This window comes from Humitalea rosea, from assembly GCF_003253705.1.
In the GTDB taxonomy this organism is placed as follows: Bacteria; Pseudomonadota; Alphaproteobacteria; order Acetobacterales; family Acetobacteraceae; genus Humitalea; species Humitalea rosea.
In genome coordinates this window covers 111,384-127,898 of record NZ_QKYU01000013.1, presented here as the reverse complement: position 1 = coordinate 127,898, position 16,515 = coordinate 111,384, and the positions used below count along the sequence as shown (strand labels likewise).

Sequence of the window (16,515 nt, the reverse complement as noted above, 5' to 3'; positions counted from 1 at the left end):
TGGGCCGCCCCGACGTGCCGGAGACGGGCGTCGGGGCGGTGCCGCGTTCAGCCCCCCGCGATCAGGGCCTCAACCATCGCCCGGTCGGGGGTTTGCCCGTCCCGCGCCCGCAGCGCCCCGGCGGCGGAGGCGAAGCGCAGGGCGGCCTCGATCTCCTGCCCCTCGGCGATCGCCAGCGCATAGGCGCCGTGGAACACATCCCCCGCCCCCGTGGTGTTGGTGGCAGCGACCGGGAAGGCCGGCATCTCATGCGCCTTCTCATCGCCCGGCCGCATCCACAGGGTGCTGTTCTCGCCCCGCGTGACCGCAACCAGCTTGGTGACGCCCGAGTCCAGCGCCTGGCGCAGACCGCGCAGCGGCGGCGCGCCCCCGGCAAACACCGAGAGCCCCGTCATCGCGAAGATCGCGTGGTCCACCCGCGGCACCAGATCGTGCAGGATGCGGGCCTCGCTTTTTTCGGCGTCGATCACGGTGGGGACGCCCTGCGCCCGGGCCGCGTCCAGCACATGATGCACCCCTTCCGGCCAGCGCGGATCGACCAGGATCGCCCCGGCCTGACCCATCTGGTCCAGCGGCAGCCATGCTGGGTCGGTGCCGAGCCCGGAGCCGCGATAGGTGACGATCGCGCGCTCCCCATGCTTGTCCACGATCACCGCCGAGAGCGCGGTCTTGGCGCCCTCGATCCGGCGCAGATGGGTGACGTCCACCCCCTCCTCGGCCAGCGCCTCGCAGGCGGCGGCGCCGGCCTCGTCATCCCCGACCCGGCCCCAGAACAGCGCCCGGCCGCCGAGGCGCACCACCGCGATGGCGGCATGCGCGCCCATCCCGCCAACCCCCAGATGATAGGCCCGCGCCGTGGTCTTGGAGGGGGGAGGATCGATCTCATCGACCCGGAAGGTGTGGTCGATGACCACCTGGCCACAGCAGATCACTGTCGCCGAAGGGGATGCGGTCGTATCCTTGCCCATGCGCGCTGAAGCCTCCGTCTTATCCTACCCTATCCTGCTTCTACACCCGGCGCTGATGGTGCTGAACAAGCCGGCCGGCCTTCCGGTCCATTCGGGGCCGGGCGGAAAGCCGAGCCTGGAAGCCTGGCTGCCGGGGTTGCAGATGGGCAAGCGGCATCTGCCGCAGCCCGCGCACCGGCTGGACACCGATACCGCCGGCTGCCTGGTGCTGGGGCGGACCAAGCCCGCGCTGGCCGCCCTGGGGGCGCTGTTCGCGGCGGGCGCGGTGGCCAAGACCTATTGGGCGGTGACGCGCGGCGGGCCGGCGGGGGAGTCGGGCGAGGTCAGCCTGCCCTTGCTCAAGCACAGCACCAAGGCGGCGGGCTGGCGCATGATCCCCGATCCCGCGGGGCAATCGGCGGTGACTGGCTGGCGCGTGCTGGGGCGCGGGGATGGGCTGTGCTGGCTGGAATTCACGCCCCGCACCGGGCGGACCCATCAGCTTCGGGTGCATGCGGCGGCGGCGCTCGGGGGGGCGATCCTCGGCGACCCCGTGTATGGCAAGGCCGGCGGCGGGCTGCACCTGCTGGCGCGGCGGATCGGCTTCGACTGGCCGGACGGGGATTCGCCGGGGGGGCGGATCGAGGTGGAAGCCCCGGTGCCCGAGCACATGCGCGCGGCGATTGCGGCCTGTTCTACTCGGGCTCCACCACCCTGACCTCCGCCCGCGCGGCACCGCCCAGCGCATCCAGCACCGTGATGCGATAGAATCCGGGTCCGGGTGGGTGCCAGGCGGCCTCCCGCCGCGCCGGTTCCGCCGGCAGCGGGGCGCCATCCACCAGGAAGGCCAGCGGCCGCTGGCCGCCCTGGGCCCGCAAAGTGACGGACATCGCCTCATCGTCGCGCCGCAGCACCGCGCCGGGGCTGGGGAAGACCAGCCGCAGGCGATCGGCCGACCTGTCATTGGTCGAAGCCCGCACGACCATCGGCTCCAGGGGTGCCGCGGGCAGGCGGGAAAAAATCTGCGCCAGCACCGGCAGCGCCAGATGCAGCCCCGTCGCCCCGGGCAGCGCGGTGCCATCCGGCCGCCCGATCCAGACGCCCGCCACATGCTTGCCGTCGAAGCCAAAGGCCCAGGCGTCACGCCCGCCCCAACTCGTGCCGGTCTTCCAGGCAATCCCGGTGGGACCACCACCCGGAAAATTCTGCACCAGCACGCCCGCGACCTGCCCTGCCGCGCGGGCCGAGAGCACGCGGTGCAACTCTGGCGCCGGTCCGGGCTGCACCGCCAAGGGGGCCGCCATCCCCTGCCCGCCCAGCATGGCGTAGAGTCCGGTCAGTTCCCGCAAGGTCAGCCCCGCGCCGCCCAATGCCAGCGGCAGGCTCGGGGCCGCGCGTGCCGGCAGGCGCGGGGCCGCCCCGGCATCGCGCAACAGCCCGGCGAAGCGGAACGGTCCGACCCGGTCGAGCAAGGCGACGGCGGGCAGGTTAAGCGAATGCCGTAGCGCCGTGGCCGCCGTCACCCGACCGGTGAAGGCGCGATCGAAATTTTCGGGCGCATAGCCGCCGAACAGGTGCGGCAAATCCTCCAGCACCCGGCCGGGTTCCGCGACGCCCATCTCGAACGCCAGGGCATAAAGCGCGGGTTTCAGCGCGCTGCCCGGCGAGCGGACGGCACGGGTCAGGTCCAGCGATCCGGCACGGGAGGCCGAGAGCCAGTCGCCGCCGACGAGCGCCCGCATTTCGCGCGGACCGATCTCGGCGATGACCATGGCCAGAGCGGCGCGCTCCGGCAGGCGCAGCAGCGTGGCCTCGGCCAGCGCCTCGGCCGAGCGTTGCAAGGCGGCATCCAGCGTGGTCGGCACCCGGATTCCGTTGGCCTCCAGCGAACGGGACAGATGCGGCGCCAGATGCGGCATCGCCTGCCGCCCCGCGGGCATGGCGCTGGCAAGGCCAATGCGCTGGTCGGCGGCGCTCAGCCCCTTGGCATCGGCGGCGCGGATCGCCAGCACGGCGTCCCGCGCGGCGCGGGCGGCGACGGGGTGGCGATCGGGACGCAGCGCCTCCGGCCGCCGGGCCAAAGCGATCAGCAGCGCGGATTCGGCGGGGTCGAGGTCACGCGCCTCGCGCCCGAACCAGGCAAGGGCTCCAGCGCGCACCCCCTCCAGATTGCCGCCCTGGGGCGCCAGGGTCAGCCAGATCGACAGCACGCCCTGCTTGCCGTAGCGGGCCTCAAGCTGGACGGCCCGGAAGGCCTCGATCGCCTTGGCGCGCAGGCTGCGCGGGCGCGGTTCCAGCAGCCGTGCCGCCTGCATCGACAAGGTCGATGCACCGGAAACCACCCGCCCCGCCGCGATCCATTGCCCGGCGGCGCGCAGCACGGCGATGGGATCCACCCCCGGATGCCAGTCGAAGCGGCGGTCCTCGGCCGCCACCAGCATAGCGAGCAGCGAGGGCGGCACATCCGCCGCCGTGGTCCGCAACCGCCAGATGCCGCCCCGCACCGGCAGCATTGAAAGCGGCCGGCCCTGACGGTCCACCACCTCCCGCGCCACCGCCTCGAACCGCGACAGGTCGGGCGGGCAGAGCCGGTCCAGCAGCAGGACCGATCCCACCACCAGAGCCAGGCCGAAGCCCCAGCGCCGCCACCGCCGCATTGCTTAGTCCTGCGGCGCGATGGTCAGCCGCCCGGTGTTCTGCCGCGCGAAAACGGCGGGGCGGTACATGTCCGCGACCTCGGCCCCCGGCAGTTCGAACCGGCCCGCCGTCACGGCCCGCAGCCGGACCGCGACCCGTGCCACGCGGGAGTCGGGGCTCAGGACGACGGCGGCGGCGTAGCGGTCGTCCAGCGCCGGCTCGGCCTCGACGCTCGACAATTCGCCAAGGAAATCCATCCCCGGCACTTCGCCCGCCGGCAGCCGGCCGATGATCTCGAAGCCCGCCGGCAGCCCCTGCTGGATCAGCGCGTTATGTGTGTCGCCGGTCTCGCTGGTGGCTTCCAGCAGCAGCACGAAGGACTGCGTCTGCTTCAGCGCGTCGAGGTTCAGTGCCTCCCCGTTCGGTGTGAAGAAGCGCCGGGTGATGCGCATCCCCGCCCGCGCCGCCGGCAGCGGCTGCGCCGGCAGGCCGGTGACGCTGATGGATTGCAGCACCGGCGCATCGCCGAGATTCCGCACCGCGACCGGCCCCGTCAGCGGCCCCGTCAGCGGCGCCATGGCGCTGAGCCCGACCGGCAGGCTCCGCCCCCCGACCGAGACCTGCACCGGCCGGCCGCCCGCGTTCAGCACGCGGGAGGCAAGCACCGCCCAGGCCTGTTCCTGGGTCGAGCTGCGTTCGGGGGTGAAATCCGCCCCCGGCAGGCGCCCGATGGCGTCTGACAGCCGCGCCGCCAGCACGCCGCTTTCCCGCAGCAGCACCGCGACGGCGATGGCATCGCGGGCCGGGCTGCCATAGTCCTGGTGCCAATACTGGCGCGCAGGGCTGGCCAAAGCCGCGGCAAAGGCCAGCTCCGCCCGCGGCGTATCCCCGCCCAGCGCGAAGGCCGAGCCAAGCTGCGCACGGGACAGCGGCGTCGGCAGGTCATCCAACTGCTCCATCAGCCGCCGCGCCGCACCCAGCCGGTGCCGCCCGGCCATGGCCAGCACATGCAGCCGATAGGCCTGGTTGGCGCGGGAGGACGGGTCATCCGGCGCCCGCTCGCTGCGTTCCTCCAGCGCCGAGAGCAATGCTCCCATCGCCGCCTCCGGCAACACCGCGCCCTCGGCCTTGGCGCGCAGCAGCGTCTCGGCGGCATAGGCGCTGACCCAATCCTCGGCCTCGCCGCCCGAGGACCACAGCCCCAGCATCCCATCGTAGCGCTGGCGGTCGAAGAGCGCGGTGATCGCCTGGGTCAGCGCGGCCTCCCTGTTCTCCGGTGCCAGCGCCGGGGGGGCGGTCGCCAGCGCCATGATGCGGGAGGCGGTCTGTTCGGTGCAGCCGAAGGAATAATCGACCACCGCCCGCAAAAGTGCCGCGGCGTCATAGCGCAGGATGCCGCCGAAGGTGACGGTCGCCCGCGTCGTGCCCGGCACGAAGCGCGCGAGCGGCGGTTCGATCCGCGCCTCCGTGCCCGGCGCCAGCGTGCTGGTCGCGACGCTGCTCGCCCAGGGGCGGGCGGAGCGGATGGTGATGCGGGATTCGCGCGTGGCCGAGAAGCCCTGCGGTCCGGTGACGGTCAGGCGCAACACCGCCTCCCCCGCCCCGGTCGCGGCCAGGGTGGTCACGGGCCGGGCGCGTTCGCCGGTCGCGAGCATGGTCGCGAAGCGCGCCGGGCCCTGGAGCGCCAACGGCCCCTCGGTCGCCAAGGTCACGATGATCTCGCCGCTGGGCAGGTCCAGGTTGTGGACCAGCAGCGGCAGCCGCGCCTCATCGCCGGGGGCGAGGAAGCGGGGCAGCAACGCCTCGGCCACCACCTGGTCCCGCACGGTCAGCGGCCGGGCGGCGGCGCCGATGCGCGTGCCATCCCAGGCAACCGCCATCAGGCGCAATTCGCCCGCGAAATCCGGCAGGTCGAGCGGCACCATCGCGACCCCATCCGGGCCGGGGGTGACGATGCCGCTGAACAGCGCCACCACCCGCTGCGGCGGCTGCACCGAGAGGTCACCCTCAAACCCGTCGCCACCCTGGCGCAGCACAGTGGCCTCGCCATCGGGGGGCGCGATCAGCCGGCCGTAATCGTCGCGGATATCCACGCCCAGCACCCGGCGGCCGGTGAAGTGGCGCACCGGATCGGGGGTGGGGAAGCGGGTGATGCGCAGGATGCCCTCATCCACCGCGGCCAGGGTCAGCCGCGCCGCCCCGGTGGCCCCGGTGAGGCGGACGGGGATGGTGACGCGGGTGCGGGGGCGGACCATGGGCTCGCCCTCGATGGCGACGGCCAGGGTGCGCGTGGCCGGGTCCAGCCCGACCCAGGCAAGGCCGAGCGCCCGGGCGGGCGCACCGGCTGCGGCGGTACCGGCGCGGAAGACGGTGACGGCGACATAGGCGCCCGGCCCCCAGGCGGCATCGACCGGCACCGAAACCTCGGCGCCGCCCACAGGAACCTCGACCTCCTGCACCGAAACCAGGCGGTCAGTCAGCACCGCCACGCTGGCGTGGCCGGCGAAGGGCGGGGTGATGCGGATGCGAGCAGAGGCACCGGGGGCGTAGCTGGCCTGATCGGCGGCGACATCGACCTTGTCCGGGACCTCGGCGTTCTCGCTGGTGGCCCAGCCGGCGCGGAAACGGTAGCTGGCGATGGCCAGCGTGCCGGGGCGCGTCACCTCGATCCGGTAGCGGCCGAAGCCCAAAGAGCGGGCGAAGCGGGCCGGCTGGCCGGGTGTGGTTTGCAGATCGGCGGTATCCACCGCCTCGTCGCGCCAGACCGTCTGCCAACGGGCCTGCCCGTCGCTGACGACCATGCGCCAATCGGGGCGTTCGCGGACCAGACGCAGCTTCAGCGCGGCGGCGGTCGCCTCGCCGGCCGGCGACAGGGCGGCGATGTCGAAGGCCGCCTCGGCGCCATCATCCACCGCGTCATCCTTGAAGGCCGGGCGGATCGCGAGGAAGGGGGTGGTGCCGATCACCGGCAGCGAGAAGCTGGTCCGGCTCTCCCGCCCGCCCGGATCGGACAGGCTGACCGCGACCTCCAGCGCCACCGGCCGGCTGGTGTCGGGCATGCTGTCGATGGTGAAACCGACCTCACCGCGGCCCTGCTCGTTGAGCGGCGCGATATCGGCCGAACCCAGGCCCGGATCGAAGGGGTCCTCGATCAGCCCGATGTGCCAGCCGCGCCAGGCGGGCCATTGCTCGGGCGCCTGCCGCAGCCGCAGTTCGGCACGCCCCGACAGCCCGGCGGCCGGGGCGCCATAAAGGAAGCGCGCCGAGAGCGGCACCGTGACCGGCCGGCCCAGGGTGATCGCGGGCGGCAGCGGCCCGGCCTCGATCGCCAGGGTTTCCGGCACGAAGGCATCGACGCGGAAGGTGGTGCGCCCGATCGGCGGCGCGTCGGGGTCGGCCAGCGCCTCGACCGTCCAGACGCCGACCTGGGCGGAGCGGGAGAGGCGGATCGGCCAGGCGAAGGCGCCACCTTCCTGCCGCGACGGCACGAACTCCTCCGCGATCTGGCCATTCGGGCGGCGCAGCCGCAGGCGGATCGGCAGTTCCTGCGGCACGCCGCTGGCATCGCGCAGCAGCGCCATGGTCTGCACCGTCTCGCCGGGGCGGTAGATGCCGCGGTCCAGCCACAGGAAGGCGTCGAGCGCCCCCGGATGCGGCAGCCCGCTGGCGCCGCGATCCGACAGGTCGAAGGAGGCCGCCTCCAGATCCAGCGCCGCGAGGTCATCCGCCGTCGCCGCATGCACCGAGATCGGCGCCAGGGGCCCCTGCCCGCGCAGCAGCGCCGCGGCGAAACGGGCCACGCCATCCGCGCCGGTCTCGGCGCTGGCCAGGATCTCATTCCCCCGCGACATCAGCGTGACCTGCACGCCGGCACGCGGCATCGCCTCGGCAAAGGACCGCGCCTGCACCGCCAGCCCCTGCGAGGACCGCCACGCGGTCAGGCCAAGGTCGGTGATGACGAGCGGCAGCGCCGCGCCGGACACGCCCTGGTCCTGCCCATCCCCGGCCTTGACCCAGACGACGTAGAGCCCGGGGCCCGCCGTGCGCACCGCCTCCGGCAGCGGCAGGATGGTGTTCTGGGACTGGTTGGCCTGGAAGCGCGGCACCTCGGCGCGGCCGGACCAGATCGTCGGCGCGCTCTCCTCGGAAAGGCGCATGGCCGTCCAGCCTTCCATCTCATCGCCCGGCTTCCAGTCCCGCCGCAGCGGCACCAGCCCGCGCTCGCCGACCCGCATCACCCGGATATCCAGGCTGGAGACGTTGATGGTGGCGACGGCGATGCGCGGCGCCTGACCGCGCGGCAACAAATAGGAGCGGTTGTCGAAGGCGATGCGCGGCCGCCGGTTCGGCACCGACACCGCGACCGTGGTTTCGGTCCGCAGGTTCACCCCGCCCTCACCGGGCAGCCCGGCGCGCAACACCACCCGCGTCGCGCGGCCATAGGGCAGGCCCGTGACGCAGATCTGGTCGCCGTCGCGCTCCACCGCCATCCCCGGCAGCGGCGGCTCGGCGCGGGCCCAATCCTGCGGCTGCCAGTCATCACCCCGGCGCGGCGGCACGGTGAAGGCGAGGCAGGCGCGGGCGGGCTCGGCCTCCGCCTCCACCCTCGCACGGGTGAAGAGCATGCCGGCGGCCTGCCGCGCATCGGCCAGTTCCCGCCGCAGCGCCGGATTCTCCGGGTCGCGGGACTGCGCGGCGGCGGTGGCGGCCAGCGCCTCGCCCAATTGGCCCTGCCGGGCCAGGGCCTGGGCCATCATCCGCAGCGAGGGGATTTCCGGCGGCCCGGAGGGAACCAGCATGAAGGATTGCCACGCCGCCTGCAGCGCGCGCGCGGCCTCGGGCGGGGTGCGCTCAAGCTGGGCGCGGGACAGCGCCAGCCAGGTCTCCGCGGTCGGGTTGCCGGCGCCGATCCGCTCTTCCCAGGCCTGCACCGCCTGGTCCCATTTGCCCGAACGCTCGGCGGCGGTCGCACGCGCCTCGGCTGCCGTCCGCTGTGCCGGCGTGCCCCCGGCGGGGAAGCGGCGGCTGAGTTGGGCCTCATAGGCCGCCCCATCGCGCTGCACGCCCTGCGGTTCGAAATTCAGCATCTGCGCCGAGGCCGGAACGGCCAGGAGAAACATCAGCAGGGCAAGCAGACGAGGCATTGGATCAGCCTTCTTTGGCACGGGTGCGCGCCAGCATGGCACGCTCCCAGCCACAGCATAAACGCCGCCTGGTGAAAACTCCGCGAAGAGGCCTGCTAAACGGTCTCGGCCAAGGCCGCGTCGGCCATCTCGCGCAGGCGGGCGCGCTGGATCTTCACACCATTCGGGCTGTCGGTGACCGGGAAGGCCTCCAGCGCCAGGATCGCCGCCGGCACCTTGAACCGCGCGAGCGAGGCGACGCAGGCGGCGCGCAGGGCCTCCGGGTCCGGCGCATCGCCCTGCACGAAGGCGACGGCCACGGTGCCGCCGCGGGCGCCGACCACCTGGGCCTCGACCACGCCCGCCTGGCGCTTGAGGAAGACCTCGATCTCCTCCGGGTTCACCAGGAAGCCGCCGAGGCGCAGCGCATCGCCGATCCGCGTCTCGAAATCGAAGCTATGGCCGTGATGCACCCGGCCAAGGTCGCCCGAACGGTAGAAGCCATCCGCCGTCATCGCCTTGGCGGTCGCCTCCGGATTGTTCAGGTAGCCCGAGAACATCGACGGACTGCGGAATTCCAACTCACCATGCGCGGCCAGGATGCCGGTTTCCAGGTCGCGGGCGCGCACTTCCGCGCGCTTGCTCACCGGGGTCCCGCCGCCGATGCGGGCGCGGATGGGGTCGGCCGCATCCTGCTGCGCGAACAGCGCCTGCATCTCGCTGCTGCCGTAAATGCCGCGGGGCGCCATGTTCAACCCGCCGCACACCTCCATGACCCGATCCGCGCCGGGGCTGAAGCTGGCGAAGCCGGAGAAGCGGAAGGGCGCATAGGCACGCTCCCCGGCGACGGCCGCGATCCGCAGGAACATGTCGTCCGAGCCGATCAGATGCGAGATGCCATGCGCCCGGATGGCGGCATCGGCGGCCTCCGCATCGAAGCGCTCCATGGTCACGATCAGGGCGCCGCCGGCCACGCCGGCCATCGCGAAGGCGAGGCCAAAGGTCCCGCAGAGCGGCACCACCGAAAGCAGCGCCGCCCCTTCCCCATCCGTGCCGGTCGCCGCGGCGACGTCCCGCGCATGGGTCGCGATGGAGCCCTGGGTATGCAGCACGAGCTTCGGCCCCGAGGTGGTGCCGGAGGTGGTGAAGGTCAGGCAGGCGGTCTCGGCCGTCGCGTCATTGGCGAGGCGCTCGGGGGCCGCATCCAGCGCCGCCCAGGCCATCACGGGCAGGCCGCCGACCTCGGTGACGCCGCCGGCATCGAGGCCGATGACGAAGCGCAGCGGGCCCCGCGCATCGGCCAGGATCTCGGGCAGGAGCGCCATCAGCGGCGGCGCGGTCAGCAGCGCGGAGGGCCGGGTGCGGTCCAGCAACGCCTGCACCTCGGGCGCGCGGAAGCGGGTGTTGATATGAACGACCGTGACGCCGAGGCGGGCGCAGGCGAAAAGCGCGATCAGATATTCGGGGCGGTTCGACAGCCAGATGGCCACCCGGTCCCCCGGACCAATGCCGGCGGCCGCCAGGCCCTGGGCGATGCGCCGGCTGGCGGCGGCGAAGGCGGCCCAGGTCAGGGCCGCGCCACCATAGGCCATGACCGCCGGCGCATCTGGGCGCCGGGCGGCGGTCTGGTCGAGAAGGGCAGTCAGATCAGTCGGCATATTCACCAGCAGCAGTGAGAATCGGCCGCCAGCGGGCGATCTCGGCTTCCAGGAAGGCACGATGCGCTTCCGGCGTAATGCGCTCCTGGGGCTCCGGCGCGATGCCAAGCTCGGCGAGCCGCGCAATCAGCCGGGGTTCGCCCAGCGTGACGCGCAGCGCCGCGTTCACCCGATCGACAATCGCGCGCGGTGTCCCACGCGGAGCATACATGCCATGCCACACGGTAACTTCAAAAGGGGTGCCCTGCTCGGTTGCCGTGGGCAGATCCGGCAGGCTGGACAGGCGCTGGGCGCTGGTGATGGCGAAGGCCTTCACCCGGCCGGAGGTGATGTAGGGCGTGGTGCTGCTGGTCTGGTCACAGACGAGATCGATGCGGCCGCCCATGATCTCGGCGAACACCGGCCCGGTGCCGCGGAAGGCGACAGTGGTCACGGACTGTCGTATCTGCGCCTGCAACAGCGTGGCGCATAGCTGCGAGGCGCTGCCGAGCCCGGCATGGGCGACATTCACCTTGTCCCCGTTCTCGCGGATGAAGGCGAGCATGTCGGCGAAGTTCGTGCCGGGGAAATTCGGCCGGCCGATCCAGACCATAGGCACCGGGGCGACGAGGCCAATGGTCTCGAAGGCAGTCAGCGGGTCGTAGGGCAGGCGCCGGTACAGCGTCGGCGCCGTCGCCATGCCGATGTTGTGCAGCAGCAGCGTGTAGCCATCCGGCCGCGCCGAGGCGACGCGCCCGACCCCGATGGTGCCGCCCGCACCGCCAAGGTTCTCGATCACGACCGAGACGCCCAACTCGCGGGAGAAGGGCTCGACCATCAGCCGCGCGAGCGCATCGGTCGGCCCCCCGGGCGCGAAGGGCACCACGAGGCTGATCGCCTGGGTGGGGTAGCTCTGGGCGAAGGCGGGCAACGCGAGCAGGGCAGCCGCGGCCGCCCCCGCGAATACGCGACGGATCATGGACATCTTTTGTTTGCCTCCCGGTGGTGTTGTGTTGGCTTCAGCGCCCTCCGCCGATGTCCACCAGGGCACCGGTCATGTAGGCGGCACGATCGCTGAGGAGGAAGACGACGAGTTCGGCCACCTCCTCAGGCTCACCCGGCCGGCCGAGGGCCGCGGGCGCCGTCATCTGCGCCAGGCGCTGGGCGCCGGCGCGGGCCTCATGCGTGGCGGTGCGGATCACGCCCGGGCGGACGCAGTTCACGCGGATGCCGCGCTTGCCGACCTCATTCGCCAGCCCCTTGGTGAAGCCATCCACCGCGCCCTTGGCCGCGGCATACATCACCCGCAGCGGCTGGCCGCCGGTCTGGCTGGCCCGGCTGCCGATGTTCACGATGGCACCCCCCGCCGTCATCCGCTGCACGGCGGCGGCGGAGCAGAAGGCGGTGGAACGCAGGTTGGCGTTCAGGATGCCGTCGTAATCCCCGGCGGTCATGTCGGCGATCGCGAAATCCGCGCTGCCGCCGGCATTGTTCACCAGCCCCTTGATCGGGCCGATGGCGTCCACAGCGGCGAAGAGGGCGGCAATGCCCTCGACCGTGGTCGCATCGCCCTGCACCGCCTGGGCGCTGCCGCCCGCCGCCGTGATCGCGGCGACGACGGCGGCAGCACTCTCGGCGTCCCGCGCGTAATTCACCACGACCTGCCAGCCGTCACGGGCGGCGGCGCGGGCAATGGCCGCGCCGATGCCGCGACCGGCCCCGGTGACGAGCAGCAGCCCGGTCACGCGCGGCGGCCGACTGTGGAAAGTTCGGCGCGGGCCTCGGCCGGGCTCATCGGCTCGACGCCCATTTCCCGCAGCAGCCGCACCGCGCGTTCCACCAGCACGGTGTTGCTGGTCGCGAGTTCGCCGCGCGCATAATAGATGTTGTCCTCCAGCCCGACGCGCACATGGCCGCCAAGCAGGGCGGCCTGCGCCACCATCGGGAATTCCATGCGGCCGATGGCAAAGGCGGCCCAATGGCTGCCGGCCGGCAACATGGACTTCGCATAGGCCAGGGTCATCGGATCCCAGGCGAAGCCGTAGCGGATGCCCATGACGATCTGGAACAGGCAGGGCGCCGCCAGCGTGCCATCGGCGATCAGCGCATGGGCGAGCTGGATATCGCCGCTGTCGAAGACCTCAAGCTCCGGGATCGAGCCGGCGGCATAGATCGCATCCGCCATCACCTTCACCGCCCAGGGCGCGTTGATGACGACGGCGGTGCCCGACCACATGGTGTTGAGGTCGAGCGTGGCGATATCGGGCTTCAGCGCCAGGATATGCTCGATGCGCTTTTCCGGGGGCAGGATGGTGCTGGAGGGATCGGCGATGCGCGGGTCCTGGCGCGAGGGCATGAAGCGCCCGCCGGGGCCGGTGGTGAGGTTGATCAGCACGTCCCGGCCGCTGGCCTTGATGCGGTTCATCACCTCTTCGTAGAGGTCGACCCGCATCGAGGGCGCGCCCGTCTCCGGGTCACGCACATGGATATGGGCGATGGCGGCGCCGGCATCGGCGGCGTCGATGCAGGCCTGGGCGATCTGTTCCGGGGTGATGGGCAGGTACGGCGTCTGGCTCGGCTGGGTGATGTTGCCGGTGACGGCGCAGCTGATTATGACCTTGTTCTTCAAGTGACTTCCCCCAAATGGATGCGGCCCGCGAATTAGACCTGTTCGGGCGGCAGCACGAAAGTCCAGCTCAGCTTATGGCCGGGCTGACCGGCGGCGGCGGCCTCCGCGCGGTAGTCGTGGATCAGGCTCGCCTTCACGCCGAACACCGCGTCATCGGCCAGATACGCATCGCCCGCCGCGAAGACCTGGGTGACCAGCGGGCGGTAACCCTCCCGCCGCAGCCAGAAATGCACGTGCGCGGGGCGCATCGGGCCGCGGCCCATCCCGGCCAGCACCTGGCCCACCGGCCCATCATGCGGCACCGGATAGGCGCTGGGCATAATGCTGGTGAAGGCGACCAACCCCGCAGCATCGGTGCGGAACACGCCGCGCAGCGCGTGCTCATCGCCGAACTGGCTGTCGTAGAGCCCATCGGGGCTGGTGTGCCAGACATCGACCTGCACGCCCTCGATCGGCGTGCCGGCCGGGTCGGTGACGGTCACGCGCACGTCGAGCGGTTCGCCGGCGATGCCGCCCGAGATATCGGCGCCATTTTCGACATGCGGCGCGCCCATGCGGTGGAAGGGGCCGAGCACGGTGCTCTCGGTCACCTCGGGGTTGTGGTGGCGATGGGCGATGGCATCGACCAGCATCGAGACGCCGAGGATGTCGGACAGCAGGATCACCTCCTGCCGCTTCTCGTTGCACCAATTGCCAAGCTCGGAGAGGAAGGCGACGCCCTTTTCCCATTCGGCGGGGGTCAGCTCGACCTCCTTCACGAAGCCATGCACGTGGCGGATCAGCGCGGTCATCACCTGGTGCACACGCTCATCGGCATCGGGACGGATGCGGGCGATGACCTGGTCGGTCAGCGTCGTCTCGGTATCGGTGGCGCTGTGGATGTCGGGCATGGGGGGTTCTCCTCCTCGTTTCAGGCCGGCTGGGTCAGGACCACACGGCCACGGGTGCCGGCGGCGACGGCGGCATAGGCTTCGCGGACGTGGTCGAGCGGCAGGGACTGGGCGATGACCGGGGCGGGATAGGCGCCGGTCACGAAGCCCTCGGCCATGGCCGCCATCATCGGCGCACAGGCGGCAGCCCCGCGCTTGAGGCTGTCCACCCCGATCAGCCGGGCTTCCTTGCGGTAGAAGGGGATCAGCTCGATCCGCATCGCCTCCCCCGGCGTACCGGCGATGACGATCATGCGGCCGCGCTGGGCCAGGGCCTCGATGGCGGGCTCGAACAGCGCAGGCGTGCCGACGCAATCATAGATGACATCCGCACCACGGCCGCCGGTCATCTCGCGCAGGCTCTGCGCCAAATCGATGCCGCGCAGGTCCAGAAGCTCCGCGCCGACCTGGCGGCAAACGGCGGTCTCGGCGACCTCCCCCCGCACGCAGGCGATCACACGGGCGCCCTTGGCACGGGCAAGGGCGCAGGCCGCGCCGCCGACACCGCCGCTCGCGCCAAGCACCATCACGGTTTCCCCGGCGCGCAGCCCGGCGTCGTCCATCAGCCCGATCCAGGCCGTGACATAGTTGACGCCGACCGCCCCGGCCTCGGCGAAGGACAGCGCCTCGGGCTTGCGGGTCAAAGCGGCGACGGGAAGCGCGAGCATCTCCGCATGGCTGCCGTCGCGGGTGAAGCCGATGTCGCCGCCCGTGCCCCAGACATCGACGCCGAGCCACTCCGCCGGACCCGCGACCACAGTTCCCGCGAAGTCGCGGCCGGGGGTGCGCGGCGGCACGGTCTGGCGCATCCGGCCAGCGACGTTCTTCACATCCGACGGGTTGATGCTGGCGGCCCGCACCTGCACCAGCGCCTCCCCCACATCCAGGCACGGGGGATCGCGGAACACGACCTCAAGCACCTCCGGGGCGCCGAAACCGGCGAAGCGCGCGGCGCGGTATCCGGCTGAAGGGGCGGTGCTTTCCGCTGCGGACATGGGGCGCTCCTGACGTTGGCAGCGGCATAGAGGTGATGGCGAAACAGGGTCAAGCAAAAAATGCAACCGATTGCACACGGCAGCTCGATGCGCCCTGGATGTGATAGGCTTCCGACATGAACCGTGACGCGCCGCCCCCCACCCGCCCCACCATCGCCGATGTCGCGCGTGCCGCGGGCGTCCATGCCTCCACCGTGTCCCGCGCGATGGACCCGGCCGCGCGCCACCGCATCAGCGATGCCGTGGCGCTGCGGGTGACCGAGGCCGCGGCGGCGCTCGGCTACCGGCCCTCCGCCCTGGCGGCGGGGCTGCGCTCCGGCCGCAGCCGCACGGTGGGGGTGCTGGTGCCCGACCTGACCAATCCGGTGTTCCCGCCGATCGTGGAAGCGATCGAGCAGAGCCTGGCCGCGCGCGGCTACGTCACCCTGCTCGCGAACACCGCGGGCGATGTGGAGCGTGAGCGGCTGATCGTCGAGCGCATGGCGGCGCAGGGCGCGGATGGGCTGATCCTGGCCTCGGCGGCGCGCGGCGGGCCGGCGGTCGCCCTCGCCGCGCGGCTAGGCCTGCCGCTGGTTCTGGTGAACCGGCGCCTGCCGCCTGGCGAGGACGGCTCGGCGATCAGCTTCGGCTCGGATGATGCGGCGGGGCTGCGGGCGGCGGTGGCGCATCTGGTGGCCCTGGGGCATCGGCGCATCGCCCATCTGGGCGGCCCGGCCGGCACCGCGACCGCCGCCGACCGGCTGCAGGGCTTCCGCGAGGGCCTGGCCGCAGCGGGGCTGGTGCTCGATGCCGCCCCCCTGGCCCAGGCCAGCGCCTATTCCCGCGCCGCCGGGCGGGTCGCCATGCAGGCCTTGCTGGCCACGGGCGGATTTACCGCGATCACCACCGCCAACGATCTGCTGGCGATGGGCGCCTATGACGCGCTGGAGGAAGCGGGCATTGCCGTGCCCGGGGGGATGTCGGTCACCGGATTCAACGACATGCCGCTGATGGACCGGGTCGCGCCCCCCCTGACCACGGTGCGGATCCAGCACGCGACCATGGGGCGCCTTGCGGCCGAGGCGCTGCTCGGGCGGCTGTGCGGCACGGAGGAGCCAGCCGAGTCCGTCCGGCTTGTGCCACAGCTTGTGGTGCGGGCCTCGACGGCGGCTTACGCCAGCCCGTAATCCAGCTGCAGCCGGCCGACGGTCACCTCGACGGCGGTGGCGGCGAGCTCGGGCACGCTGCCCTCCTGGGCGGCGAACCAGGCGGTGTAGAGCCCCTCCAGCACCGGCGCGATCCAGCCACCGCCGGCATCGCTTTCCGTGGCGATGGCCGGGGCGGCGGCGTGGCTCAACACCAGGCGGTCGCGCTCCTGGTCGAAGGAGATCTCGACGAAGCCCCAGTCGGTTTCGGCCAGGGCATCATTCATCCGCTGTTCCAGCGCGTCGAGGCTCGTCGTCGTCGGCAGCGGCATCTGTGCGGCCAGCCGGGCGCCAACCGCGCGCAGCAAGGCGTCGCGGTCATCCTTCTCCAGATTGACGTCGAGCGTTTCCACGAGGCTCCGCACGAAGCCGCGCCACTGGGCGGAGACCTGCCGCCGCGCCAGAAAACCGAGCATGGGGGCGTTCGTCGTCAT

The 16,515-nt window shown here is 72.3% G+C and carries 12 protein-coding genes; 2 read left to right on the top strand and 10 right to left on the bottom strand.

Features of this window, described 5'->3' with window-relative positions; all coding sequences use genetic code 11:
• Window positions 1-47: 47 nt before the first annotated feature.
• The gene (locus C8P66_RS12825; RefSeq protein ID WP_111398662.1) at window positions 48-968 is read right to left on the bottom strand and encodes a PfkB family carbohydrate kinase; all 921 of its coding nucleotides are present in this window, start codon (window positions 966-968) and stop codon (window positions 48-50) included.
• On the opposite strand from C8P66_RS12825, the gene C8P66_RS12820 reads away from it, so the two are divergent.
• The gene (locus tag C8P66_RS12820) at window positions 967-1,665 is read left to right on the top strand and encodes an RluA family pseudouridine synthase (protein WP_111398661.1); all 699 of its coding nucleotides are present in this window, start codon (window positions 967-969) and stop codon (window positions 1,663-1,665) included. The two genes, C8P66_RS12825 and C8P66_RS12820, sit on opposite strands and share 2 nt — an antisense overlap.
• Here C8P66_RS12820 and pbpC read toward each other — a convergent pair.
• From pbpC to C8P66_RS12780, 8 genes are all read right to left on the bottom strand, one after another.
• Window positions 1,643-3,604, bottom strand: coding sequence for a penicillin-binding protein 1C (gene pbpC, locus C8P66_RS12815; protein ID WP_111398660.1), 1,962 nt, complete (start codon window positions 3,602-3,604; stop codon window positions 1,643-1,645). The two genes, C8P66_RS12820 and pbpC, sit on opposite strands and share 23 nt — an antisense overlap.
• Before the next feature lie 3 nt (window positions 3,605-3,607).
• Window positions 3,608-8,728: an alpha-2-macroglobulin gene (locus C8P66_RS12810; protein ID WP_111398659.1), complete on the bottom strand. Its 5,121-nt coding sequence runs from the start codon at window positions 8,726-8,728 to the stop codon at window positions 3,608-3,610.
• Window positions 8,729-8,823: 95 nt separating this feature from the next.
• On the bottom strand, window positions 8,824-10,365 hold the full coding sequence (locus C8P66_RS12805; RefSeq protein WP_111398658.1) for an AMP-binding protein: 1,542 nt from the start codon (window positions 10,363-10,365) through the stop codon (window positions 8,824-8,826).
• Window positions 10,355-11,329 carry a tripartite tricarboxylate transporter substrate-binding protein gene (locus tag C8P66_RS12800; RefSeq protein WP_245903486.1) on the bottom strand — a complete coding sequence of 325 codons (975 nt, stop codon included), beginning with the start codon at window positions 11,327-11,329 and terminating at the stop codon, window positions 10,355-10,357. The genes C8P66_RS12805 and C8P66_RS12800 overlap by 11 nt, the downstream gene beginning before the upstream one ends.
• 34 nt (window positions 11,330-11,363) lie before the next feature.
• Window positions 11,364-12,089: an SDR family NAD(P)-dependent oxidoreductase gene (locus tag C8P66_RS12795; RefSeq protein WP_111398656.1), complete on the bottom strand. Its 726-nt coding sequence runs from the start codon at window positions 12,087-12,089 to the stop codon at window positions 11,364-11,366.
• The gene (locus tag C8P66_RS12790) at window positions 12,086-12,973 is read right to left on the bottom strand and encodes a BKACE family enzyme (RefSeq protein ID WP_111398655.1); all 888 of its coding nucleotides are present in this window, start codon (window positions 12,971-12,973) and stop codon (window positions 12,086-12,088) included. Before C8P66_RS12790 ends, C8P66_RS12795 begins: the two co-directional genes overlap by 4 nt.
• Window positions 12,974-13,005: 32 nt before the next feature.
• Window positions 13,006-13,863, bottom strand: coding sequence for a dioxygenase family protein (locus C8P66_RS12785; protein WP_111398654.1), 858 nt, complete (start codon window positions 13,861-13,863; stop codon window positions 13,006-13,008).
• 20 nt (window positions 13,864-13,883) lie between these two features.
• Complete coding sequence (locus C8P66_RS12780; RefSeq protein ID WP_111398653.1) at window positions 13,884-14,897, bottom strand: quinone oxidoreductase family protein; 1,014 nt, start codon at window positions 14,895-14,897, stop codon at window positions 13,884-13,886.
• A gap of 116 nt (window positions 14,898-15,013) precedes the next feature.
• Between C8P66_RS12780 and C8P66_RS12775 the strand changes: the two genes are divergently transcribed.
• Window positions 15,014-16,063 (top strand): LacI family DNA-binding transcriptional regulator, encoded by a 1,050-nt coding sequence (locus C8P66_RS12775; protein ID WP_111398652.1) that lies wholly within the window; start codon window positions 15,014-15,016, stop codon window positions 16,061-16,063.
• Here the strand turns inward: C8P66_RS12775 and bcsD are convergent.
• Window positions 16,048-16,515 (bottom strand): cellulose biosynthesis protein BcsD, encoded by a 468-nt coding sequence (bcsD, locus tag C8P66_RS12770; protein WP_146422849.1) that lies wholly within the window; start codon window positions 16,513-16,515, stop codon window positions 16,048-16,050. The genes C8P66_RS12775 and bcsD overlap by 16 nt on opposite strands.

Excerpts from the sequence above, each read along its gene's own strand:
- C8P66_RS12805 (WP_111398658.1), bottom strand. The coding sequence starts at position 10,365 with ATGCCGACTGATCTGACTGCCCTTCTCGACCAGACCGCCGCCCGGCGC.
- C8P66_RS12780 (WP_111398653.1), bottom strand. The coding sequence starts at position 14,897 with ATGTCCGCAGCGGAAAGCACCGCCCCTTCAGCCGGATACCGCGCCGCG.
- C8P66_RS12800 (WP_245903486.1), bottom strand. The coding sequence starts at position 11,329 with ATGTCCATGATCCGTCGCGTATTCGCGGGGGCGGCCGCGGCTGCCCTG.
- C8P66_RS12785 (WP_111398654.1), bottom strand. The coding sequence starts at position 13,863 with ATGCCCGACATCCACAGCGCCACCGATACCGAGACGACGCTGACCGAC.
- C8P66_RS12820 (WP_111398661.1), top strand. The coding sequence starts at position 967 with ATGCGCGCTGAAGCCTCCGTCTTATCCTACCCTATCCTGCTTCTACAC.
- C8P66_RS12775 (WP_111398652.1), top strand. The coding sequence starts at position 15,014 with ATGAACCGTGACGCGCCGCCCCCCACCCGCCCCACCATCGCCGATGTC.
- C8P66_RS12825 (WP_111398662.1), bottom strand. The coding sequence starts at position 968 with ATGGGCAAGGATACGACCGCATCCCCTTCGGCGACAGTGATCTGCTGT.
- C8P66_RS12810 (WP_111398659.1), bottom strand. The coding sequence starts at position 8,728 with ATGCCTCGTCTGCTTGCCCTGCTGATGTTTCTCCTGGCCGTTCCGGCC.
- pbpC (WP_111398660.1), bottom strand. The coding sequence starts at position 3,604 with ATGCGGCGGTGGCGGCGCTGGGGCTTCGGCCTGGCTCTGGTGGTGGGA.
- bcsD (WP_146422849.1), bottom strand. The coding sequence starts at position 16,515 with ATGACGACGAACGCCCCCATGCTCGGTTTTCTGGCGCGGCGGCAGGTC.